19 protein-coding genes are annotated in these 21,199 nt (G+C 59.5%); 9 read left to right on the top strand and 10 right to left on the bottom strand.

The window, feature by feature from the left end; genetic code table 11:
- Positions 1 to 134 precede the first annotated feature (134 nt).
- Positions 135 to 1,001, top strand: coding sequence for a tetratricopeptide repeat protein (locus tag WBQ77_RS01065; RefSeq protein ID WP_424042702.1), 867 nt, complete (start codon positions 135 to 137; stop codon positions 999 to 1,001).
- A gap of 71 nt (positions 1,002 to 1,072) precedes the next feature.
- Here WBQ77_RS01065 and guaB read toward each other — a convergent pair whose 3' ends face one another.
- Together guaB and WBQ77_RS01075 are read right to left on the bottom strand one after the other, a co-directional pair.
- Positions 1,073 to 2,572, bottom strand: coding sequence for an IMP dehydrogenase (guaB, locus tag WBQ77_RS01070; RefSeq protein WP_424058525.1), 1,500 nt, complete (start codon positions 2,570 to 2,572; stop codon positions 1,073 to 1,075).
- A 127-nt stretch (positions 2,573 to 2,699) separates the two neighbouring features.
- Entirely contained in the window at positions 2,700 to 3,635 is a 936-nt protein-coding gene (locus WBQ77_RS01075; RefSeq protein ID WP_424058527.1) for a LysR family transcriptional regulator, read from the bottom strand.
- A 115-nt stretch (positions 3,636 to 3,750) separates the two neighbouring features.
- Between WBQ77_RS01075 and WBQ77_RS01080 the strand changes: the two genes are divergently transcribed.
- The 4 genes from WBQ77_RS01080 to arsB all read left to right on the top strand — a co-directional run bounded on the left by WBQ77_RS01080 (position 3,751) and on the right by arsB (position 6,473).
- On the top strand, positions 3,751 to 4,353 hold the full coding sequence (locus WBQ77_RS01080; protein WP_424044938.1) for a glutathione S-transferase family protein: 603 nt from the start codon (positions 3,751 to 3,753) through the stop codon (positions 4,351 to 4,353).
- Between the two features lie 8 nt (positions 4,354 to 4,361).
- Positions 4,362 to 5,000 carry a pyridoxamine 5'-phosphate oxidase family protein gene (locus WBQ77_RS01085; RefSeq protein ID WP_424058529.1) on the top strand — a complete coding sequence of 213 codons (639 nt, stop codon included), beginning with the start codon at positions 4,362 to 4,364 and terminating at the stop codon, positions 4,998 to 5,000.
- A gap of 98 nt (positions 5,001 to 5,098) precedes the next feature.
- Positions 5,099 to 5,458, top strand: a complete 360-nt coding sequence (locus WBQ77_RS01090) for a hypothetical protein (protein ID WP_424044941.1) — start codon at positions 5,099 to 5,101, stop codon at positions 5,456 to 5,458.
- Complete coding sequence (gene arsB, locus WBQ77_RS01095; RefSeq protein ID WP_424058531.1) at positions 5,445 to 6,473, top strand: ACR3 family arsenite efflux transporter; 1,029 nt, start codon at positions 5,445 to 5,447, stop codon at positions 6,471 to 6,473. Before WBQ77_RS01090 ends, arsB begins: the two co-directional genes overlap by 14 nt.
- Positions 6,474 to 6,667: 194 nt before the next feature.
- Here the strand turns inward: arsB and WBQ77_RS01100 are convergent, their stop codons facing one another.
- Together WBQ77_RS01100 and WBQ77_RS01105 are read right to left on the bottom strand one after the other, a co-directional pair.
- Positions 6,668 to 7,720 (bottom strand): methyltransferase domain-containing protein, encoded by a 1,053-nt coding sequence (locus WBQ77_RS01100; RefSeq protein WP_424058533.1) that lies wholly within the window; start codon positions 7,718 to 7,720, stop codon positions 6,668 to 6,670.
- A 95-nt stretch (positions 7,721 to 7,815) separates the two neighbouring features.
- Complete coding sequence (locus WBQ77_RS01105; protein WP_424058535.1) at positions 7,816 to 8,616, bottom strand: RlmE family RNA methyltransferase; 801 nt, start codon at positions 8,614 to 8,616, stop codon at positions 7,816 to 7,818.
- A gap of 123 nt (positions 8,617 to 8,739) precedes the next feature.
- On the opposite strand from WBQ77_RS01105, the gene WBQ77_RS01110 reads away from it, so the two are divergent.
- Positions 8,740 to 10,167, top strand: coding sequence for a DHA2 family efflux MFS transporter permease subunit (locus tag WBQ77_RS01110; RefSeq protein WP_424058537.1), 1,428 nt, complete (start codon positions 8,740 to 8,742; stop codon positions 10,165 to 10,167).
- 216 nt (positions 10,168 to 10,383) lie between these two features.
- Here the strand turns inward: WBQ77_RS01110 and WBQ77_RS01115 are convergent, their stop codons facing one another.
- The 3 genes from WBQ77_RS01115 to WBQ77_RS01125 all read right to left on the bottom strand — a co-directional run bounded on the left by WBQ77_RS01115 (position 10,384) and on the right by WBQ77_RS01125 (position 13,011).
- On the bottom strand, positions 10,384 to 11,757 hold the full coding sequence (locus WBQ77_RS01115) for a Ppx/GppA phosphatase family protein (RefSeq protein ID WP_424058547.1): 1,374 nt from the start codon (positions 11,755 to 11,757) through the stop codon (positions 10,384 to 10,386).
- A gap of 159 nt (positions 11,758 to 11,916) precedes the next feature.
- Positions 11,917 to 12,279, bottom strand: coding sequence for a hypothetical protein (locus WBQ77_RS01120; RefSeq protein WP_424058539.1), 363 nt, complete (start codon positions 12,277 to 12,279; stop codon positions 11,917 to 11,919).
- 99 nt (positions 12,280 to 12,378) lie between these two features.
- Complete coding sequence (locus tag WBQ77_RS01125) at positions 12,379 to 13,011, bottom strand: hypothetical protein (RefSeq protein ID WP_424042500.1); 633 nt, start codon at positions 13,009 to 13,011, stop codon at positions 12,379 to 12,381.
- A 1,099-nt stretch (positions 13,012 to 14,110) separates the two neighbouring features.
- On the opposite strand from WBQ77_RS01125, the gene ppk2 reads away from it, so the two are divergent.
- A complete protein-coding gene (ppk2, locus tag WBQ77_RS01130; RefSeq protein ID WP_424042501.1) occupies positions 14,111 to 15,106 on the top strand; it encodes a polyphosphate kinase 2 in 996 nt (331 codons plus the stop codon).
- Between the two features lie 165 nt (positions 15,107 to 15,271).
- Here ppk2 and WBQ77_RS01135 read toward each other — a convergent pair whose 3' ends face one another.
- Both WBQ77_RS01135 and WBQ77_RS01140 read right to left on the bottom strand, forming a co-directional pair.
- The gene (locus WBQ77_RS01135) at positions 15,272 to 15,748 is read right to left on the bottom strand and encodes an amidohydrolase family protein (protein ID WP_424042502.1); all 477 of its coding nucleotides are present in this window, start codon (positions 15,746 to 15,748) and stop codon (positions 15,272 to 15,274) included.
- A 13-nt stretch (positions 15,749 to 15,761) separates the two neighbouring features.
- Positions 15,762 to 16,652, bottom strand: coding sequence for an amidohydrolase family protein (locus WBQ77_RS01140; RefSeq protein ID WP_424058541.1), 891 nt, complete (start codon positions 16,650 to 16,652; stop codon positions 15,762 to 15,764).
- 768 nt (positions 16,653 to 17,420) lie between these two features.
- Here WBQ77_RS01140 and WBQ77_RS01145 point away from each other — a divergent pair.
- A complete protein-coding gene (locus WBQ77_RS01145; RefSeq protein WP_424042504.1) occupies positions 17,421 to 18,557 on the top strand; it encodes a DcaP family trimeric outer membrane transporter in 1,137 nt (378 codons plus the stop codon).
- Positions 18,558 to 18,603: 46 nt separating this feature from the next.
- Complete coding sequence (gene glsA / locus WBQ77_RS01150; RefSeq protein ID WP_424042505.1) at positions 18,604 to 19,632, top strand: glutaminase A; 1,029 nt, start codon at positions 18,604 to 18,606, stop codon at positions 19,630 to 19,632.
- A 180-nt stretch (positions 19,633 to 19,812) separates the two neighbouring features.
- Here the strand turns inward: glsA and WBQ77_RS01155 are convergent, their stop codons facing one another.
- On the bottom strand, positions 19,813 to 20,958 hold the full coding sequence (locus WBQ77_RS01155) for a hypothetical protein (protein ID WP_424058543.1): 1,146 nt from the start codon (positions 20,956 to 20,958) through the stop codon (positions 19,813 to 19,815).
- Positions 20,959 to 21,199: the final 241 nt, after the last annotated feature.

The following is a 21,199-nucleotide window of genomic DNA, read 5'->3' on the forward strand; positions in this document are numbered from 1 at the left end:
AATTCCGGCCCGGACCCCGATTCTTAACAGTATGTCCTCAAAACATGGAGGGATGTTCAATTGACGGGACTGCTCCAGCCCTTCTAAACCTAAGCAAAATAGCAAAGTTCACAGCGTTCCTAAGGAGGATTCCCATGCGCCTGCGCGCTTTTCCCATTTTTACCGCAAGAGCCGCGCTTTCGGTAAGTGCCATGCTCTCGGCTGGTCTGCTCGCCACGGCGCTTCTGACGGCCCCCGCCACCGCCAAGGACGAGGCTCCCTCGGACCCCTGCTTCGACGGCAAGCTCAGCATCAAGGACGTGCTCGATGCCTGTCAGGCCTTCATCGACAAGGGCAACGACGACAAGAAGCTCGTTATTCGCGCCCATAGCGTGCGCGCCATGGGTCTGTCGGCCACCGGCAATCTCGACGCCGCCATGGACGAGATCAACACCGCCGTCGCGATCGATCCGAAGCGCGCCAACAGCTATTTCATGCGCGCGGCCGCTTACCACGCCAAGAAGGAATATGATAAGGCTGTCGCAGATCTGGACACGGCCATCGAATTGAAGGAGGACGACCCGGACTATTACCTCCTGCGCGGCCTCGTCTACAGCCAGAAGAATGACTATGACGCCGCACTGACGGACCTGAACAAGAAGGTCAAGTTGGACCCGAAAACGACCAACGGATACTCCAACCGGGGCGAGCTGTATCGGAAGCGCAAGGAGTTCGACAGCGCGGTCGCCGACTATACCAAGGTCATCGAACTCGATCCCGAGAGCGCGAAAGGCTATGTCGATCGCGGCTGGATCTACGTCTTGCAGGACAACCTCGACAAGGCGGGCCCCGATTTCGATACCGCACTTGAAATACAGGCCAACAATGCCCTAGCTCTGGTGGGCCGCGGCGTTGTGAAAAGCCGCACCGGGGACGCTACGGACGGCAGCGCCGATCTCAGAATGGCGGAGAGGCTTGAGCCAGGCGTCTTCGAGCAAGTCCGTGCACTTGGCGTCAAATAGCGGCCAGCATACGCGACGCATTAGAAGACAGGCACGGCCAACAAAGGGCGAGCGGCCGTGGGGCCGCCGCTCTAGTTCTCGCGCGGATAGTTGGGCGATTCCCGCGTGATCGTCACGTCATGCACGTGGCTCTCGCGGAAGCTCGCCGTTGAGATGCGCATAAACCGGGTGCGATCCTGGAAGTCGGCGAGTGTGCGCGACCCCGTGTAGCCCATGGAGGCCCGCAAGCCGCCGATGAGCTGGTGCAGCACGCTGCCCGCAGGACCTTTATAGGGAACCTGTCCTTCAATGCCCTCCGGCACGAGCTTTAGCGTGTCCTTGATCTCCTGCTGGAAATAGCGGTCGGCGGAGCCGCGCGCCATGGCGCTGATCGAGCCCATGCCGCGATAGGACTTGTAGGAGCGCCCCTGGTAGAGAAACACCTCGCCAGGACTTTCGTCGGTGCCCGCAAGCAGCGAACCCAGCATCACGCAATCGGCGCCGGCGGCCAGCGCCTTGGCGAGATCGCCCGAATAGCGGATGCCGCCATCGGAGATCACAGGCACGCCTGCCTTCTTGGCCTCCTCGACCGATTCCAGCAGGGCACTAAATTGCGGCACGCCCACACCGGCGACAATGCGCGTGGTGCAGATCGAGCCCGGACCAATGCCGACCTTGATCGCGTCCGCACCCGCATCGATCAGCGCCTTGGTGCCTTCGGCCGTTGCGACGTTTCCGGCAACAACCTGCACAGCGTTAGATATGCGTTTGATGCGGTTGACCTGATCCAAGACGAGCCGCGAGTGACCATGGGCCGTGTCCACCACGATGAGGTCGACCCCGGCGTCGATCAACTGCTCGGCGCGTTCGAAGCCGGAATCGCCGACGCTCGTAGCGGCCGCCACGCGCAAGCGCCCCTGCTCGTCCTTGCACGCATCAGGATGCGCGCGGGCCTTCTCGATGTCCTTCACCGTGATCAACCCGACGCAGCGATAGGCTTCATCGACCACGAGCAGTTTCTCGATCCGGTGATGATGGAGCAGCCGCTTGGCTTCTTCCATGTCCACAGTATCCGTCACCGTGACCAGGTCCTTGGTCATCAGCTCGGAGATCGGCTGCGCTTCGTTGGTGGCAAAGCGCACATCGCGGTTCGTGACGATACCGACGAGCTTCCCGGACCCCGGTTCGACCACGGGGATGCCGGAAATCCTGTGGTTGGCCATCAACCCCAGCGCGTCCGCCAACCGCGCGTCGGGATTGGTCGTGACCGGATTGACTACCATGCCGGATTCGAACTTCTTCACTTGGGCGACTTCGGCAGCCTGCAGCTCCGCATCCATGTTGCGGTGAACGACGCCGATGCCCCCGGCCTGGGCCATGGCGATGGCGAGCCGGGATTCGGTGACCGTGTCCATCGCGGCGGACAGGATCGGGATGTTCACGGAGATCGTTTTCGTGACTTTCGAGCCAACCTGCACCTCGTTCGGCAGCACGTCCGAAGGGCCCGGACGGATCAGCACGTCGTCGAATGTCAGCGCCATGGCGCTGTCGGGAAAACGGGAATTATTGTGTGAAGACTGCCCGTCGGGCATAGGCCAACCTCTTATATATGTGAAATGCCCGCGTCGGCAGTCGAGCCAAACGCGGAGCCGGTTGACGCCGTTGCATATCAGCTTGACCCGCCGATGGAAAGCCGTGGCACGGGGTTACCCTCAGAGTTCATAGCGCCTTGAGAGCCTTGCGGAGCAACGGGACTGCAAGTTCCGAGAACGACTGCACTTTTGCCTGCGGCAAGCGGTCCTCCCGGTGCACGATGCTGACTGGAATCGGCTCCGGTTCGTATTCTTCGAGGACCCTGCGCAGCGAGCCGTCCTTGAGAGCCGCTTGCGCTTGATAAGACAGCACGCGCACGATTCCGAGCTCGGCCTTTGCGGCATCGATAGCCGTCTCGGCGGTGTTAACGATCAAGCGTGGCTGAACCGGAATATTCTGCGCCCGCCGTTTCTCCTGGTTCTCGCGACTTTTCTCCGGCGTGGCACGACCTGGAAAGCCCCACCGGTCCGGCTCAGAGAACGAGGTGAACGTGATGCAGGAATGATCGAGAAGCGCCCTGGGCTCAGGCGGCACACCGGCGGTCTTCAAATAGGCCGGACTGGCGCAGCAGATCAGCCGGACGGTGCCAAGCGTGGTGGCGCGCATGGCCGAATCGGGGAGATGGCCGATGCGGATGCCGAGATCCATGCCCTCCTCCACGAGGTTGACCACCCGGTTCACGAGCAACATCCGGGCTTTCACATGCGGGTACGCGTCCAGATACGCGCTCACGACTGGCCGAACATGCAAGCAGCCGAATAGAATGGGCGCGGTCAGCGCCAGTTGCCCATGCGGTTCCGCCTTCTCGCCGGCCAGATGACGCTCGACCATATCGAGATCGCCGAGAACCCGGCGGCAAGTCTCCAAATAGGTGCGGCCGGGCTCGGTGAGGGCCAGACGCCTCGTAGTCCGGGTGAGAAGGCGCGTGTTGACCGCGTCTTCCAAGGCTTTGAGGTGGCGGCTGACCGTTGAGAGCGGCATCCCGAGCCGCTCGCCCGCGGCCGACAGCGAGCCCGCGTCCGCGATAGCCAAAAAGACGCGAATGGCTGCGAGCCTGTCCAATTATTCTTCCAAATTATGGAAGGATATCTTCATGATTTAGTCTATACCGCAATCTCCTGGAACAAGCCATATGTGGGTGGACAAGCCACAGCCAGAAGCACGGAGGTACCGCCCAATGACTGCCCGCACCCTGCACGACATGGAACTCTCAGGGAACTGCTACAAAGTTCGGCTCTTTTGCGCGCTGCTCGGGCTCGATCTCGAACTCGCGCCTGTCGACCTCATGGCCGGCGCTCACAAGGAGAGCCCCTTCATCGACCTGAACCCATTCGGCCAGGTTCCGGTGCTTGAGGACGGAGACACCATCCTGCGGGACTCGCAAGCGATCCTAGTTTATCTCGCCCGCAAATATGGCGGCGAGTCTTGGCTCCCCACCGACCCCGTCGGGATGGCGAGCGTCGTGAACTGGCTAATGGTGGCGGAAAACGAAATCGCGCGCGGTCCTGGGGATGCCCGCCTCCGTGACAAGTTCGGTTTTCCGGTTGACGCGGACAAGGCCCGCGAAAATGCAGCCGACATTCTCGGTCTGATCGAGGCGCGGCTCAAACAGAACGACTGGCTTGCCCTCGACCGCCCGACTATCGCGGACATTGCCTGCATGCCCTATGTCGCCCTTGGCCACGAAGGCGGCGTAACACTGGACGCCTACCCCGCGATCCAGGCTTGGATCAGCCGCATCAAGGCCCTGCCTGGCTTCATCTCAATGCCCGCGCTCTAGGCCCCATCATGACGAACCCCACAACCTCCTGGATGGACATCGCCTTCACGCCCGCGGTCAAGGCGGCGCAAACCCGCCGGGGCTCGCGCGAGGGCTATGCCCGCATGAGGACCAAGGGCAAGACCCGAACTGCAATCGATGCGGGGCTTGGGGACTTCATCGCGCACGCGCGCTCATTCTACCTGGCGACAGCCAGCAGCAAAGGCCAGCCCTATATCCAGCATCGCGGCGGGCCGCCCGGTTTCTTGCGCGTGCTCGACGAACAAACCCTCGCCTTCGCCGACTTCTCGGGCAACCGCCAATACATCTCGACGGGCAATCTGGATGAGAACCCGAACGCGATGATCTTCGTCATGGATTACCGGACCAAGCATCGAGTAAAGATCTGGGGCACCGCGAAAGTTGTCGAGAGTGACGAGGCGCTCATCGAGACGCTGATGCCCGACAACTACGTGGCGCGTGCCGAGGCCGCGATTATCTTCACGGTCGCTTCCTGGGACACGAACTGTCCGCAGCACATTCCCCTGATGGTATTTGCCGAGGATGTCGAAACGCTTGCCGAACGCGTCACCGCGCTCGAAGCCGAAAACGCGCGCCTGCGCGCGCGGCATTCCAACGATCCTATCGCGACGAGAGACGCGCCATAACCAGCCATCGCAGCTTCGCCGAGACCCCCGGGCTTCCGCCTTGACATCTAAGTGTTCAAGGATGCGGAGATCTTCGACTTCGCCGGCCGTCAGGAGTGGTGCATCAAGAAACCCTGCGGCACCTCGAAAAAAGAGGTTACCCAACGGCCAATCTGCAGAGCAAAGGCTTTGATGATTTGGCTGATTTCAAACCCGATGCGGAGATCACCGTGTGCGATCAGGCGGACAAAGAGTCTTGCCCTGTATGGCCTGGCTCTGCAGCCAAAGCTCACTGGGGACTGCCAGACCCGACACGCCTATCTTCGGCGACGAAGATGGACGAAATGTTTGGAGAGGTGATCGTCACCATCGAGCGGCGTATCAATCGGCTTCTGGCGGAACCGGATCTAGACGTCCCGGCCTCACAACTCACCGCATTGTTGAAGCTCATTGGGGAGGACAATCATGGGATTGTTTGAGCGCTATCTATCTGTCTGGGTAGGCCTTTGTATCGTGGCAGGCGTTGTTCTGGGCAACGTGTTCCCTGGCGCATTTCAGGGTATCGCGAAAATTGAGTACGCTCATGTCAACTTAATTGTTGCGGTACTCATTTGGGTGATGATCTACCCAATGATGGTGCAGATCGACTTCTCGGCCATCAAAGACGTGGGTAAGAAGCCTAAGGGGCTTTTTCTGACATTTGTAGTGAATTGGCTGATCAAGCCATTCACCATGGCCGCGTTAGGCTGGCTCTTTTTCAAGGTCCTTTTTGTAGGCTGGGTTGATCCTCAATCTGCGACGGAATACATCGCTGGGATGATTTTGCTGGGAGTTGCGCCTTGCACGGCCATGGTATTCGTATGGAGCCAGCTAACAGACGGCGACCCGAACTACACGCTGGTGCAGGTTTCGGTCAACGACATCATTATGGTGTTCGCTTTCGCACCGCTCGCTGCCCTCCTTCTGGGCATAACCGATATTGCCGTGCCCTGGGAGACACTTCTGATATCTGTGATCTTGTATGTATTACTCCCGCTTATTGCAGGCGCACTCACTCGCCGCCGACTTGAAAGTAATGGGGACGACGGAAACGTAAAGGCATTTGTCGGCGCGCTGAAGCCATGGTCAGTAATTGGGCTACTTGCAACCGTCGTGCTGCTATTCGGTTTTCAAGCAGAGAAGATCATCAGTGAGCCTGTCGTGATCGTGCTGATCGCTATACCGCTGCTAATTCAGACGTATGGCATTTTTGCTATTGCCTATGGCGCAGCAAAGGCAATGAAGTTGCCGCACAACATTGCGGCTCCTGCATGCCTCATCGGTACTTCGAATTTCTTTGAGCTGGCAGTCGCTGTCGCGATCTCGCTCTTCGGATTGAATTCAGGAGCGGCGCTAGCCACCGTCGTCGGTGTCCTTGTCGAGGTTCCCGTAATGCTGTCGCTGGTTGCGATGGTCAACCGCACTAGTCATTGGTTTGAGAATGATCATCCTTAAGGGCAAAAGCCCTGTCTGCATGTGTGTAGTTTTGTGTGTAACTCCAAGTGTGATTGCTAAGGAAATGGCTTAGATAAAGGCCAGCAGGCAACGCGCGATTCCCACCACCGCCATCACAAGAAAGAACGTGCCAAGCGCCTCGGCGCCGAGCCGCCGCGTGAGATCGAACCTCATCCTCCCCCCTGGTTACCGCGCTAGCAGCAGCTGGCTGATTCGTTCCCCGCGTGTGCCGCTTCCTCGAACGGTGACGGCGTCCCGCATCCCGGAAAGATCCCGTAATGCGTAGAGAAGTCACCGACGAAGTCGAAAAACGGCGAAAAGCGTGTGTTCGCAAGCATGCGCCAGACATTGCCGCATACGGGAAAGACCCCGCCCCGTTCGATGATGTGATGCCCGTCCAGAACGAAGGCGTCTGCCTGCTCGGCGATGCCGCCGCGATAGACGACGGCCTGACCGTAGTCCTCGCAAGCCGGTTCCAAATGATCGAGTTTGAACAGGCGGTAAGTGGCGGAGAAGAACCGCGCACAGCCGAGCTTCTCGCGCATGTCCGGGTTCTTGATTTCGAGAGGCCGGCTGCTGACGAGGCGCGGATCCAGGAAGCCGGCCTCCTTCGCTATGGGCAGAAAGTCGTTCCAATAGAGCGCGCCGCCCAGACACTCGCCATAGAGCAGCGGGTCGCCGCGCAGCTCCTCCGGCAGCCGCCGGTCGCAATAGACATCGGCGAAATAGAGCTCGCCGCCTTGCTTCAAGAGATTGTAAGCGCCACGCAGAACCGCCAGCTTGTCCAGGCATAGATTAATGACGCAGTTGGACACGATGACGTCGAACGCGCCCGTGTCGAGATCGAGCGCATCGAGCTTTTCCAGATAGGCTTCCAGAAAGCGCACATTGGACTGTGCATAGCCGAATTTCTTTGTGTGCCAATCCTTGTGGACTTCGGCGGCGGCAAGCTGTTCGGCGGTCATATCGACGCCAGTCACGAAGCCCTTTTCGCCGACGAGTTGCGAAAGAATGTAGACATCGCGCCCTGCGCCCGAGCCGAGATCCAGCACGTTGCAGTTCTCAAGTGCGGTAGGAATGCAGAGCCCGCAGCCATAGTAGCGCCTGACGACCTCGTCATGAACGTTGGCGATCAGGCGGGCGAGATACCGCGGCATGTCGTCAACGTCGCAACAGGCCGAGGTCGGCAAGTCCTCGGACCCTTTCAGAACCGTGCCGTAATAGTCCTTCACCACCTCGATATTCATCGCTTCGCTCCGGTGTGCACCGTCAGTAGTGCCGTTACCCTATCAAGAGTCAGGCGCACCGCAGCACACGGCAAGGCACCGTCGCGTGAAGACCGCTAGCGCTCGTCTTGGCTCCCTTGGCTACCAGGTCCGCGATAGCCCATGGCGAGCACATAGACTTCCGCGGAATCCTGCCGGCTGGCCTTGGGCTTCACATGGAACACCTTGGCGAAGTTCTGGCGTAACCGCGTAAGTAGGTCCCCGCTCGCCCCGCCCTGCAGCACCTTGCCGAGATAGGCTCCGCCCGGCTTCAGCACGTCCTCGGCAATGTCTAGCGCGGCTTCAGCCAGCGCAATCACACGCAAGTGGTCAGTCTGGCGGTGGCCCGTGGACGAGGCGGCCATATCCGACAACACCACGTCCACGGCTGCGCCGCCCAACGCATCGCGAATCATCTCGCCGGCCTCCGCATCGGTGACGTCCACTTGCATGAAGCGCGCGCCGGCAACGGGCTCTATCTCGTTCAAATCGGCGGAGACGACCCGGCCTTTACGAGCTTTCTTACCACCTGCCTTGGCGCCTTCTTTCTCGCCGGCTTTCTCGTCGCTGTGGCCCTCTCCGGTGTCCGCCTTCACCCGCGCGACCGCAACCTGGCTCCAGCCGCCCGGGGCTGCGCCAAGGTCGACTACTATGCCGCCCGGCCTCAGCAGGTGGTATTTGTCGTCGATCTCCAGAAGCTTGAAGGTGGCCCGGCTGCGATAGCCCTGGCGCTTGGCTTCCTCCACATACGGGTCGTTCAGCTGCCGCTGCAGCCAGCGAGTGGAGGCAAGCTTCCGCCCCTTCGCGGTTTTGACGCGCACTGTCAGGCCGCGCCGGCCCGCCCGGTCCCTTGGACCGCTATTCCCGCCTCTTGCCATAACGCCCGCTTCTACCGCCGCTGCTGAAATCCGCCTGGCCCTCCAGCCCGCTTGCCGCACACTCTTGACCGACAAGGGCCATGGGGCGCATGTCGTGCGCACCTCTCTTTTAGCACCTGCCACATGCCCCGCTACTTCATTACTCTGATCGTGTCGGTCGCCCTGTTCATGGAGACCATGGACTCGACCATTATTGCCACGTCGCTGCCGGCGATCGCGGCCGATCTTGGGGAAGATCCTATTGCGCTGAAGCTGGCGCTGACATCCTACCTGCTGTCGCTCGCGGTCTTTATACCAATCAGCGGCTGGATGGCCGACCGGTTCGGCGCACGAACGGTGTTCCGCGCGGCCATCGTCGTCTTCACGCTGGGCTCGCTCGCATGCGGCTTCGCCACCTCGCTCCTGGACTTCATCCTGTTCCGCGTCGTGCAAGGCATCGGCGGGGCCATGATGGTGCCGGTCGGACGGCTGGTGATTCTGCGCTCGGTTCCGAAAGAAGAACTGATCTCGGCTCTGGCCTGGTTGACCGTGCCCGCGCTCATGGGCCCGGTCATCGGCCCGCCTCTCGGCGGTTTCATCACCACGGTGTTCGACTGGCGCTGGATCTTCTGGATCAACATCCCGGTCGGGCTACTCGGCGTTTATCTCGCCTCGCGCTTCATCGAGAATTTCCGCGAGGACAAGGTCCCGCCGCTCGACCTCAAGGGGTTTTTCCTATCCGGTATTGGCCTCGCGGGCCTCGCCTTTGGGTTCACCATTATCGGCCAGCCCTTGTTTCCGCCCTGGGTCGTGGTGAGCCTCCTCACCGTGGGAGCGATCTCTTGCACGCTCTACGTCCGCCATGCGTTCAGTATTCCTGCGCCGCTGCTCGAATTGCGCCTGCTCAAGATCGATACGTTTTTCGCGAACATCGCCGGCGGCTTCCTGTTCCGGATCGGCGTTGGTGCGACGCCCTTCCTATTGCCGCTCTACTTCCAACTCGGGTTTGGGATGAACCCGCTGCAGTCCGGGCTCCTGACTTTTTCGATCGCCATCGGCGCCGTGGCGATGAAGACCGCCGCTGCCCCGATCCTACGCCGGTTTGGCTACAAACCGGTCCTGGTGTGGAACGCGCTCATCACGGCTGCCTTCATCGCCGTCTGCGCCTTCTTCACGGCCGCCACCCCGCAAGCGCTGATCCTGGCCACACTTCTTGTCGGAGGTTTCTTCCGCTCCCTCGAATTCACCGCGATAAACACGATTGCCTATGCCGATATCGGTGAACACGAGATGAGCAAAGCGACGAGCTTCGCCAGCGTTTCGCAGCAGCTCTCCATGTCGGCAGGCGTAGCCGTAGGCGCGCTGGTGCTCGAGCTCCAACGCATGGGCCGCGAGAGCCACGAGGTTCTGGCCAGCGATTTTCCGTTAGCGTTCCTGATCGTCGGCGCCTGCGCCGCAAGCTCGGCGCTGATCTTCCTGCGCCTGCCGAAAGACGCAGGCTCCAGCCTCTCCCGGAGAGCCCACGCCTTGGGCGAGCCGGGGAAACAACGCGATTTTGTGCCCGAGGACTAGGGTAGCCACTGGTTGTTAGGCCCTCGTCCCAATCCGGTCTAAGTGCAATCAAAAGCGTTCATAAGGGAGGTCGACAATGAAAAATTCCGTGAGATGCCGCCTGTTGCCGTCGTTGGGCTCTGTGTGTTGTGTCCTCTTGCGGTCGCGTTTTGGTTCGGCGCTAACTAGTCCGCACAAGCGCAAGGCCACCTATTGGGAGGCATCTTGGCGGTCAGCTTAGCCTTGATGTGATGGCGGCTTACCCTTGGGCGATTTGGCGTGGGAAGGCTTGCCGCCTGAGTCCTTGGCGCCGCCCCGCCCTCTCCGGCGGCGCCGACGCGAAGTTTTGCCGTCGTGCCCGTCCTCGGCCATGAGGGTGGTGAGGATCCCTTCGCGCAAGCCCCTGTCGGCCACGCGCAGGCGCTGACACGGCCAGGTCCTAAGCAACGCTTCGAGAATAGCACACCCGGCCAGAACGAGATCCGCGCGCTCCCGTCCGATGCAGGGCTCTGCGATGCGCTCAGCATAGCTCATGGCGATGAGGTCGTTCGAGACCCGGCGCACGTCTGTGGCTCTGAGCCAACATCCATCCACCCGCGAGCGATCGTAACGGGGCAGCCCCAGGTGAATGCCGGAAATGGTCGTGACCGTGCCGGACGTGCCGAGGAAATGCGCACGGTCGGGCGCCACGCGCTCGCCGAACCGGTACTGGGATTCGAAGCCGGCCAGGGCGGTCGCCACGTCCTCGACCATGGCCTCGTAGTTCTCGATCGTGACATCGCGCCCGCCATGGCGCTCGGCCAAGTTCACGACGCCGAGCGGCAAAGACGTCCACGCCGCAATCGCGTTCTGAATGCCGGCCCGGCTCTGTATGGAACGCTTCCAGTCCGGGCCGATTTTGCGAAGATCGAGCCAGATCAATTCTGAACTCCCGCCGCCAATGTCGAACACCAGCGCCCAGTCGCAAGCGCGATCCAGCAGCGAAGCACAGCCCGAGACTGCAAGCTTGGCCTCGGTCTCGCGGCCTACGATCTCCAACACAAGGCCCGTTTCATTCTCAACACGGTCGACAAAGGACGCGCCATTGGTAGCGATCCGGCACGCCTCCGTGGCAATTAGGCGCGAGCGGGTGACGCCGCGGCGGCGCATCTTGTCCGCGCAGATACGAAGCGCGCCAATGGTCCGCTTTTGAGCGCCTTCGGAGAGCTGGCCCGTCGCCTGGACCCCCTCGCCCAGCCGAATGATGCGAGAAAACGCGTCTACCACCACAAAGCCGCGCTGCGACGGCTTGGCAACGAGCAGACGGCAGTTATTGGTTCCAAGGTCGAGGGCGCCGTAAACGCTCGGACTCAAGCGTGACGGCGCATCGGTGTCGCGACCCCCTTCGTCCGCATCGCTGGCTGCCCCGGCAGGGCTCGCAGCCGGAACGCCCGCGAACGCAGGCATCCCTGTTGCGGCGGCGCACTCCGCACCGCGCTCGCCGGCATCGCTCCGCATGGCATCGGCGCATGGGCGCGCCTCGGCGTCACGCGGAACGTCAGGATTTAGCGCCAGCTCTTCGCGGCACGGCCTCCCAGCAGCCGTGCGGGCAATTCCGCTCGGCCCAGTCACAATGTTCAACCTCTCGAGCCCTCCAGAAGGCACTTTCTCAACGGTTTCCGGAGGCTACGGCGTTGGTCCAATGTGACTAATCTACCAATCTGCTCAGGGAGGTAAAGCCTGCTCTCGGGAAGCGAGGCCGGCCCGGCCCCGGGAAGCCCGAGACTCAGACTAGTTGAAGAGCCAGGTCAGGCGCCCCTTTACGGCATTGTGGCAGACGGTGTCCGCATACTGACCGGAGTAGGACACACCCGCGGACAGCCGATCGGTAAGCGCGAACTCGAGGCCGGCATCCAGCAGCGCGCGGCTTGGGTTGAGGAGATGGGCCATGTAGATGCGTGCGACCGTCAAGAGTCTGGCGATCCGTTCCGACCGCAAGGCCCAGGCGGTGCCGAGTATCCAGCGCTGGACAATCGCGAAGGGCGTCTCCAGGAATAGAGCGACGCGCCGTCCCGCGCTCGGGTTCTTCGCGGGCGCCTCGCGAGGCGACCCCGACGGCCCCTGTAAACCAGCAGGCCGTTCAATCAAGCTCATGTGCTTCGTGGCCGTCCCTGGACAGTTATGCCAAAGACAACTTTGACAGGGTTATTATTCGATCCTGTTGCGCCTAAGGAACAGCGTCAATCGTGTCGGCTAGCCGGCATCACGCCTGGCTTGGCGCCGCCGGTCCCAAAGCCGTTCGGTGAGCGCTTCGTCGACACGCCGTCCCGCGGGAATCTCATCCACTTTCCGCCCGAACGCCTCATACTCGACGCAGGCGTCTTCCGGACCGTTGCCTTGATGCAGAGTATTGCAAAACTCACGCAGCCGGCGCCAGCCGCGGGAGTTGCCGCCGCGCTCCGGTGCCGGCACACCCGCCAAGAGTAAGTGCCGCATTACCGTCTGCGCGGCCCTCTCCTCGCCTTGGCCGTCCTTCACAAGAAGGTCGATCAAGACGGCGGATCTGGCAAGAAGGGTATTGCTTGGCACGGCCTTCCGCCGGCGATCGCGATGGGGATCGTCGAAACCCGGCGGGCGCTCCGGTGCGCGGGCTGACACCGACGCGGCCGTGGCGGATGCCGCCGGAGACTCGCTGATCAGCGTTTCGAGCTCGGCGAGCGGCTTCAGATCGTCGGCAGTCACGCCGTCCGCCGCGAGTTCAACCGTCACCGCCTGCAAGCATTTCAGACCGAGGACCGATTTATCGGCAGCGGCGTCCGCATAGACCTGCCGCAACGCGCGAAGCGCCGCCGAAATTCGATTGGCGGATGGTGAAATGTGGTCCATGCCCGGCAGGGTAGGCCCAGTTTCTGGACAATATGTTGTCGGCGCGCACGGCTCAAATCCGCGGCGGCGCGTTCCATCTGGCGAAAGGGATGACCCGCCATTCAGAAGGTCTTGTCGTTGGCCTTGCCAACGGGCCACCTCAGCGACGAGAAAAAACGCCGAATCCATTACGCGGATCAGGGTGCGAGCCAGAAAAGAGCCTGCGCCACCAAGGCGGGTGGCAGATCGTCTAATGGTAGGACCGCGTTCGACTACCAAGTACCTCTCGGAACTCAGTGGCATCCGTTTTCCAGTTTGACTAGGACAAAACTGGAACTAGCCCGGAACGCGCGGGCATATTGGAAAATCAATGTGGCCCACCGGTAAGGTATTCATATATTTGGGGATTTTAGAGCCGTGTTAACTAAGGTCGTTCCAGCGCTTTAGCAATGAAAAAACAATAATTTAACAGTCAAAAAATGCAGTTCAAACAATCCAAATCTGACTTGTTCTAACATTGCCCCTTTTTTGGGCGAATGTACCACTAAAGGTTGTTTTCGTGTTCGAAAGCGAATCGGATCATCAACCCTGCAACATAGATACCGATGCTTACATGCCCACCTAACAAGCCGCCCCAGAGAGCGAAGTGCAGCTTCAAATGGGGCCCACTTGCCCAAGAACGTCAGCAAGTAGGCGCCAAGCCGATAGGCCTTTTGGCTTACCGCGGCCCTCTCAATGTCCGCTGCTGACGATAAAGCGGACATCCCTGCTCCTCGGTCTGATTTCGGCTCGTGACCCAAAGCCGACAACAACTACACAACAGCTTTTAACCGACCATCAGACTCTCAGCAGTCAAAATTGACCGATTCCGGATGTCACGATTGGGACTCATCGTCGCGCAACTGTTTTGTCTTCAAGTTCTTTGATGATTATCAAAGCGAAATCGGGTTTGGGTGCAATTGGTATAGGTTCCACAGTTAGCCGCACAGCGCTGATGGAGGGTGTCTGTGGGTGTTCCTCACTCGTTCGTACCAGCGTTCGGGTGGCCGAGGTCGTATCGACCGATTCGGGGCATGCCGATGACAAGTGGCGAGTGTCCGTGAAATGGAGAAGATTTCGTATGCTTGAGAAATGTCCAGATGGAGCTGCAGGGAAGACGTCCGATACGCCCATCAAGCCGGCGCAGGAACCTTCCGACAAGGCTGCGCCAGGGCCGGGCTTGGAGACTGGGCCTCAGGCGCAACATCGTCTGGCTGAGATGCGCCATGACCCCGAGGTGGTCCGTCGCGCTTTCGAAACCGGTGAGTACCCGTACCACACCAAGATGGGTACCGCCGCCTACGAGAAGCGGAAGGCGAAGCTACAGGCGGAACTGCTCAAGGTGCAGCGCTGGGTCAAGGACGCAGGGGTCAAGATTGTGGTGCTCTTCGAAGGCCGCGATGCAGCTGGCAAGGGCGGCACCATCAAGCGTTTTATGGAACACATGAATCCGCGCGGAGCGCGCGTCGTGGCATTGGAGAAGCCGAGCGAGGAAGAGCGGGGGCAGTGGTACTTCCAGCGATACATCAAGAACTTGCCCACCGCCGGCGAGATCGTCCTGTTCGACCGCTCCTGGTACAACCGAGCCGGGGTCGAGCGAGTGATGGGCTTTTGCTCACCGAACGAGTATCTGGAGTTCATGCGCCAAACCCCCGAAGTCGAGCGCATGCTGACACGCAGCGGTATCAAGCTGTTCAAATACTGGTTCTCCATCACCCGCGACGAGCAGTTGCAGCGATTCAAGTCCAGAGAGATCGATCCGCTCAAACAGTGGAAGCTCTCGCCCATCGACGTGGCGTCGCTGCAGCAATGGGATGAATACACCGAGGCCAAGGAAGCGATGTTTTTCTATACCGATACCGCCGACGCACCGTGGACCATCGTTAAGTCTGACGATAAGAAAAGAGCTCGCCTCAACTGCATGCAGCACTTTCTATGGTCGCTACCCTACCCGGACAAGGATTTGAGCGTCGTACACGATCCTGATCCACTGATCGTGGGCAACGGCTACCACGTCGTCCATGCGAGTGAGCACATCCTGGGCAAGAGCCTTCACCCGAGCACACGCAAATGCTGAAAGCGGCCTGCCTCACCGTGACGGCTGGTTGGGTCCCATCAGGTCCGCTTGTGGCACTCAACGGACATTGTTTTCGACGCTAAAGATTTTCTGAGTTAGGGAGTAGAGCGGACATTGCTCGAGAGGCGTCCAATGTCTGCTAATGACCCATAGCGGACATTCGTATCAGTTCAGAATGTTCTTGTAGATTTTGCCGTCTTTCATGATGACGCCAAAGTTATTTTCAGGATCAGCGACGAGATCGAGCTCTTCGAGCGGGTTGCCCTCCACCAGGATCAGGTGCGCATAGGCACCTTTCTTGATCACGCCGAGTGGTCCGTCCTGATAGGGATGGCGCGGGCCGGCGAGCATCAGCAGTTCGGCATTGTCGGAGGTCGCCATCTTCAGCGCCTCGTAGGGCGTGAGCCAGTTCTTCAGCTTGGCCAACATCTTTCCCTGCTTCGCCGCCGCAGCCGGATCGAACAGCATTTCAGTCCCAAAGGCCATCTTCACCCCTAGTTCCTTGGCTGTGGTGTAGACCCTGTCAGTGCCCCTCGTGACCTCCTCGTATTTCCGGGTGCTTTCGGGGTTGGGGAACTGTAGCGCATCCTCGTCGTTCAGCAGCGGCTGGAGAGAGAGCCAGACACCGTTGTCCTTCATCATCTGGAGCGACCCGTCACTGGCTTAGGAAGCCGTGCTCTATCGACTTCACACCGGCCTTAATCGAGGTCTGGATCGCCTTATCGCTGAACACATGCGCCGCAACGTAGGTGTTCCATGTCTCGGCCACGTCAACGAACGCCTTGATCTCGTCGAAGGTGTACTGCTGCACGTCCAGCGGATCGAATTGCGAGGACACGCCCCCGCCGGTGGCGATCTTTATTTGGGTAGCACCCAGTCGGAGGACTTCACGTGCGCGCTTGACGACCTCAGGGACCCCGTCCCCGGTCAAAATAACCGCATTCCGTTCCCAATAAGACTTGGGATCGGTCATGTTTGCGGGGACATCGTTGACGCCACGGAAATCGAAATGCCCGGAAGTCTGGCTGGTCGGAGGCCCCGAAGGAAGGATGCGAGGTCCGACGAGCTCGCCCGCATCGATCATTTTCTTCACCGAGAATGGATTGCCGCCCACATCCCGCACCGTGGTGAAGCCGCATAGGAGCGTCTCTTCGGACCCGAGAGCGCCGCGGATCGCGACTTCAGACATGTCCCCCGTGACCAGGGCGGTCTGCGGCATGCAGCAATAGTAGGTATGCCAGTGTGCATCGATCAGACCAGGGATCATCGTCCGTCCGCCGCCGTCAATGATCGTGGCGTCTGGCGCCTCTATTGGATCGGTCGAAACCTGCTTGATCAGGTTGCCTTCGACGAGAACGTTGGCATTCTCGATGCGTGCATCGTTGATGCCATCGAAGACGTGGACGTTGCTGAAAAGGACTTGCGGCTTGGCTTGGGCATCCTCTGCGAGGGTCTGGGTTGACGCCACGATGAGGACGAGCAGAGGCGGTACATCAAGCTTTTCTCCCTGGGCGGGGCGAGACAGCAACCGATCACTTAGTGCCATTGATTTTGCACCCCTATTTGAACAGGCTTTTGAGGTGGATCAAGCTCTCAGAAAGGTGCAGGGTCTGCTTTTGGTACCTAGCGGACATTGCTTTCGACGATCTGGATGTCCGCATTTTTTTTAAGAATGCACACATCCCAGATCTGATCGCCGATATCCGCTAATTACTCCTAACGGACACCCGCTCCTAGAATAGTGCTTTTGTCTCATGCCGCCTAAGATGATTGTCTCTTCAACTGGAAATTCCGAAGGGTCGGAGGGCACCTCTATGTCCGGCGGTGGATTCGTGTGCAGTGCGACCTGAAATGAAACGCTTCTTAAGGCTTTATTAAACATAACTTCCGCATCCTGATCACATGATTAGTGCTTCAGAGCGATACAGGCGTTTGGCCACTTGCTACGAAAAAATTGCAGAGCACGACGCTGCGCCCGTGGCGATCCGAATGCATTTTTTGACCAAAGCTAATTCATGTCGCGTCATCGCGAGACTGGCTGCCGTCAATGAGAGGCGAGAAGCGCAAAACGTTCACAACTGCCCGCCAACTGACCTAGCAGCGTAGGCAGATCAGTGAAGGAGCGCAGGCGAGCCAGAGCCCGCACTTAGCTCGATCTCCGCGTATCGCGTCAACAACGCCAATCAAGCAACCTCTCGACTGATGAGGTGACGCTCGCCTTCTAAACGACTAACGGGGGGATGCGATGAGGAGCAAAAGGGGGCACCGCCCGATTTGGCGGCGGTTGGCAGGCGGGCTGGCGGCTTTAGCGCTCATGTTTCCGACAAGTCTGCAGGCGGACTACAGCGTGAACGCAGGCGGCGTATCCTTCAATTTCTATGGGTTTGTGCAGGCGGATTTCATCTACGATTTCCAGCGCGTCGATTCCGACTGGAAAGATATGCTCCGGCCATCGAAGATCCCAGTGAATTGTCCCGGCGATCCCGGCTGCGGCAGAGATGGCGAGACCATTTTCAGTGTTCGGCAGACGCGCGCCGGTGTCGATGCCTTGGTGCCCACCGGGCTGGGCGAGCTAAAGACCAAGCTTGAGTTCGAACTTGTCGGTGTGGGTAGCGACGCTGGAAAGACCACGCCGCGGTTGCGGCACGCTTATGGGGAATTAGGTTCGATCCTCGCCGGCCAGACCTGGAGCACTTTTATGGACCCGGACGTGTTCCCCAACTCTATCGAGTACTGGGGGCCGCCGGGCATGGTGTTCTTCCGCAACATACAGCTACGCTGGACACCGATACGTCAGGGCGGCAATAGGCTGGCTATTGCACTGGAAGCGCCGTCAGCGGCGATTGACAGCGGCAAGGTCGACTTCATCGATCCGACGCTTGGGCTGCAAGATCGTACGCAGTACCCCGACCTTACGGCACACTGGCGCACTGAGCTCGACTGGGGACATGTCCAAGTCGCCGGCATTGTGCGCTCGGTAGGTTTTGAGTCCAACAAAACTGCTAGTGCCAACCCGTCGGGCCAGGAAATCGGCGCGGGTTTTAATCTCTCGACTGTCATCAAGGTCGGCCGGCGTGACCGCATCAAGGCCGAGTTCACGTACGGCAGGGGTATTGCAAGCTATCTGAACGACGGCGGTATCGATCTGGGACCAAGCAGCAGCCTGCGGGCAACGACCCTGCCGATCATCGGTTGGCTGGCGTTTTACGATCACTGGTGGAATGACCGCTGGAGCAGCTCCTTCGGCTGGAGCGAGGAGCGAGTGGACAACAGCGGAGGCCAGACCGGCGACGCTTTCTCCAGTTCGGGGTACGGGCTCGTCAACTTGCTGTACTACCCGACCAACAATATCCTAGTGGGCACGGAGCTGCAGTATGGAAGTATAGAGCTTAAGGACGGCAGTAAAGGCTCTGACACGCGCATTCAGACGTCCTTCAAGTGGAGCTTCTGAACGGTCCACGATTTGATCTTTCTCGGGAGACCATGGAGTAAGGACTATGTTGCACAAAACTGTATGCAAGAGCGCGGCTCTGGCGGTCGCGTCAGCGCTTCTGGTTGTACCGAATGCGTTCGCCGACGCCACCGATATCGGTCCGGCACAGTTCGAAGCCGTAGTGCAGGAAGCCTACGACAAGTACAAAGGCCTCAGGGAAGGCAAGAATGCTGATTACATTCCAATTCTGACGACGGTGCCGAGCGATCTATTCGGCGTGGCCATCGCAACCCGTGACGGTAAGATCTACAGCGCCGGCGATGTTGACTACAAGTTCTCCATTCAATCGGTCTCGAAGCCATTCACTGCGGCACTGATTATGCAACAGCAGGGGCCGGAAGCGGTGCGCAAGAAAATCGGCGTTGAACCGACCGGCTTGCCGTTCAATTCCAAGATCGCGCTGGAACTCTACCCGGAACGTTCCGTTAACCCGATGGTCAATGCTGGTGCAATCGCAGCAGTCAGCCTGGTCAAGGCTGATTCCGAGAAGCAGCGCTGGCAGGAAATCCTGCAGAACCTAGACGACTTTGCCGGCGCTGATCTCAATGTGATGCAGGAGGTCTATGACTCGGAATATAAGGCCGCGTGGAGCAACCGCGGAATTGCGAACCTGCTATACAACTACGAGCGTCTCTACGGCGATCCCGAAGAGACTCTTCGTGTATACACCAAACAGTGCTCGGTCGGTGTGACCGCCAAGGAACTGGCGGTAATGGGTGCTACCCTAGCAAACGGTGGCGTCAATCCGTTGACCGGCAAGCGGGTGCTGGACTCTTCGCATGTGCCGGAACTTTTGGCGATTATGGCAGTAGCCGGTTTCTACGACGAGTCGGGCGAGTGGATGTTCAACGCCGGTCTGCCGTCGAAGACTGGCGTCGGCGGTGGCATTGTCTCGGTGGTGCCAGGAAAGTTTGCCATCGCCGCATTTTCCCCGCGACTCAACGAAGCGGGCAACAGTATCCGAGCCATGCGCGCTATCCGGCACATCGCTGGCGAGCTCGGCGTCGGACTCTACGGCTCCAATCGCGAATGAGGCGTTGACCGATTCCCCGCGAATAGCATGGCGAGGAGCTGCCAGTAGCGGCAGAACTGATGGTTATCCGTAAAACCCCGACCGAGCTGCAAACCGACGAGCTTATGTCCGCTTTTGGCACTTAGCGAACCTCAATTATGAAACGCCACGTGTCGGCTTGGGAGCGTCAAGCGATCGTCCCTAGGTCGTGTTCTGATGTCGGCTAGTCGAAAGAAACATATGTGGCATGAGCGCCGTCGCAAGCATGACCTCATTGATGTCTCGATGGGCATCCCAGCTCTCGTCATTGAATTTGGCATGATTTAGCCAAAGATCGATGATCTCCTCACAGAGGGGTTTATGCGACAGCAGCAGTTCAAAAGTCCGACGCAAATCGGGCCTGTCCCGGAGGCATTCTTCGCGTTTAATGGTTTCAGCGATTACGGGCAACGCCCCGAGCCCGATCGCCAGGCCGAGTTCTCGAAAAGCCAAGCGCTGCGTTGTCGGCTGATCCAGATAACGGCTGGCGAAAAGCGCCGCTAATCCCCTGCAGCATGCCTGCAGTATATCCTCCAATAGTCGAATCTCGCGTTGATGGTTGCCGCGAAGCAATTGAGCAAGCCGGCAAGCGTCGAACAGCAATCCGCCTAAACCGAGCGGGTCGTCGGTAACCCAATCTGCATTCAGGCATAGGGGGTGCAGCTTTTCGAGCGCCTGATTTAGATCGTTCAAATCGGTATGGTCTTGGATCGCATGCTCGATCTCCCAAAAAGTGATCAAGCCATCCAAGGCGTCATGTAAACCTAAGGTGGGAACGAGCGGTCTCTTAAGATCCGTGCTCATCTTCCAGGTGAGACCGGCAACCTCGCCAGATGTCGATCTGCGGACAAAGGCTTCGAACGACCGTTGTGCCAGCTCCCCCGCCCACGTTGTGTACCTGCTGTCGCCGGTTACCGAGGCCGCCCGGCAGAGTGCATGCATCCATTTCGTTAGATAGTGGAAATACTGACCATCCCGATCCCACTCGAGACGGTTGTCGAAGGTCTCATTCTGGCCGCGCTCCTTGAGACGCTTGCCAATCCGAAGACCGCCTAAAGTGGGGTGGTGGCGGGCACGCTTGTCAGCAAGTCCACTGATCCAGCCTCTGCGTGTATCGTCGTCTCGATACCGCCCCAGCACCAGATGAACTTGGTCGATTAGCGCTATCGCATCGCGCTGGTACTGTTGATCGGCGGTCTGCTGAAACAGTTCGAGAAAGTTGCAAACCGCGAAGGCGTCAGTCCAGAGATAACGACGTGGATTCTGCGCAGCAGGAGAGAGCCCGGTTCGTTTTGCGAATTCGGACATGAGCCAAACCGCATTGCATTGTGAGCTGTCCGAGATCATTTCAGTGTTTAAGGGTGCGCGCGCCACGGAGTAACGCGCGGCTACGATCAAAAGCGGCTGCTCCAAGGATGCTGTTGGGGTCTAGCCGCCGGATGCGTTCTCAAGAAGTGATGGAGTACGTGGAGAAGAGCCAGGACATGCTGTCTATCATTGCGCGCTTGGCCAGCGCGGATATCGTCGACAATCATGTCACGGATCTTCT

The organism is Methyloceanibacter sp., from assembly GCF_049590335.1.
Taxonomy (GTDB): Bacteria; Pseudomonadota; Alphaproteobacteria; order Rhizobiales; family Methyloligellaceae; genus Methyloceanibacter.

What these genes read in the sequence shown, in the direction of transcription:
- WBQ77_RS01065 (WP_424042702.1), top strand. Translation starts at nt 135, where the DNA reads ATGCGCCTGCGCGCTTTTCCCATTTTTACCGCAAGAGCCGCGCTTTCG.
- guaB (WP_424058525.1), bottom strand. Translation starts at nt 2,572, where the DNA reads ATGCCCGACGGGCAGTCTTCACACAATAATTCCCGTTTTCCCGACAGC.
- WBQ77_RS01080 (WP_424044938.1), top strand. Translation starts at nt 3,751, where the DNA reads ATGACTGCCCGCACCCTGCACGACATGGAACTCTCAGGGAACTGCTAC.
- WBQ77_RS01085 (WP_424058529.1), top strand. Translation starts at nt 4,362, where the DNA reads ATGACGAACCCCACAACCTCCTGGATGGACATCGCCTTCACGCCCGCG.
- arsB (WP_424058531.1), top strand. Translation starts at nt 5,445, where the DNA reads ATGGGATTGTTTGAGCGCTATCTATCTGTCTGGGTAGGCCTTTGTATC.
- WBQ77_RS01100 (WP_424058533.1), bottom strand. Translation starts at nt 7,720, where the DNA reads ATGAATATCGAGGTGGTGAAGGACTATTACGGCACGGTTCTGAAAGGG.
- WBQ77_RS01105 (WP_424058535.1), bottom strand. Translation starts at nt 8,616, where the DNA reads ATGGCAAGAGGCGGGAATAGCGGTCCAAGGGACCGGGCGGGCCGGCGC.
- WBQ77_RS01110 (WP_424058537.1), top strand. Translation starts at nt 8,740, where the DNA reads ATGCCCCGCTACTTCATTACTCTGATCGTGTCGGTCGCCCTGTTCATG.
- WBQ77_RS01120 (WP_424058539.1), bottom strand. Translation starts at nt 12,279, where the DNA reads ATGAGCTTGATTGAACGGCCTGCTGGTTTACAGGGGCCGTCGGGGTCG.
- WBQ77_RS01125 (WP_424042500.1), bottom strand. Translation starts at nt 13,011, where the DNA reads ATGGACCACATTTCACCATCCGCCAATCGAATTTCGGCGGCGCTTCGC.
- ppk2 (WP_424042501.1), top strand. Translation starts at nt 14,111, where the DNA reads ATGCTTGAGAAATGTCCAGATGGAGCTGCAGGGAAGACGTCCGATACG.
- WBQ77_RS01135 (WP_424042502.1), bottom strand. Translation starts at nt 15,748, where the DNA reads ATGATGAAGGACAACGGTGTCTGGCTCTCTCTCCAGCCGCTGCTGAAC.
- WBQ77_RS01140 (WP_424058541.1), bottom strand. Translation starts at nt 16,652, where the DNA reads ATGGCACTAAGTGATCGGTTGCTGTCTCGCCCCGCCCAGGGAGAAAAG.
- WBQ77_RS01145 (WP_424042504.1), top strand. Translation starts at nt 17,421, where the DNA reads ATGTTTCCGACAAGTCTGCAGGCGGACTACAGCGTGAACGCAGGCGGC.
- glsA (WP_424042505.1), top strand. Translation starts at nt 18,604, where the DNA reads ATGTTGCACAAAACTGTATGCAAGAGCGCGGCTCTGGCGGTCGCGTCA.
- WBQ77_RS01155 (WP_424058543.1), bottom strand. Translation starts at nt 20,958, where the DNA reads ATGTCCGAATTCGCAAAACGAACCGGGCTCTCTCCTGCTGCGCAGAAT.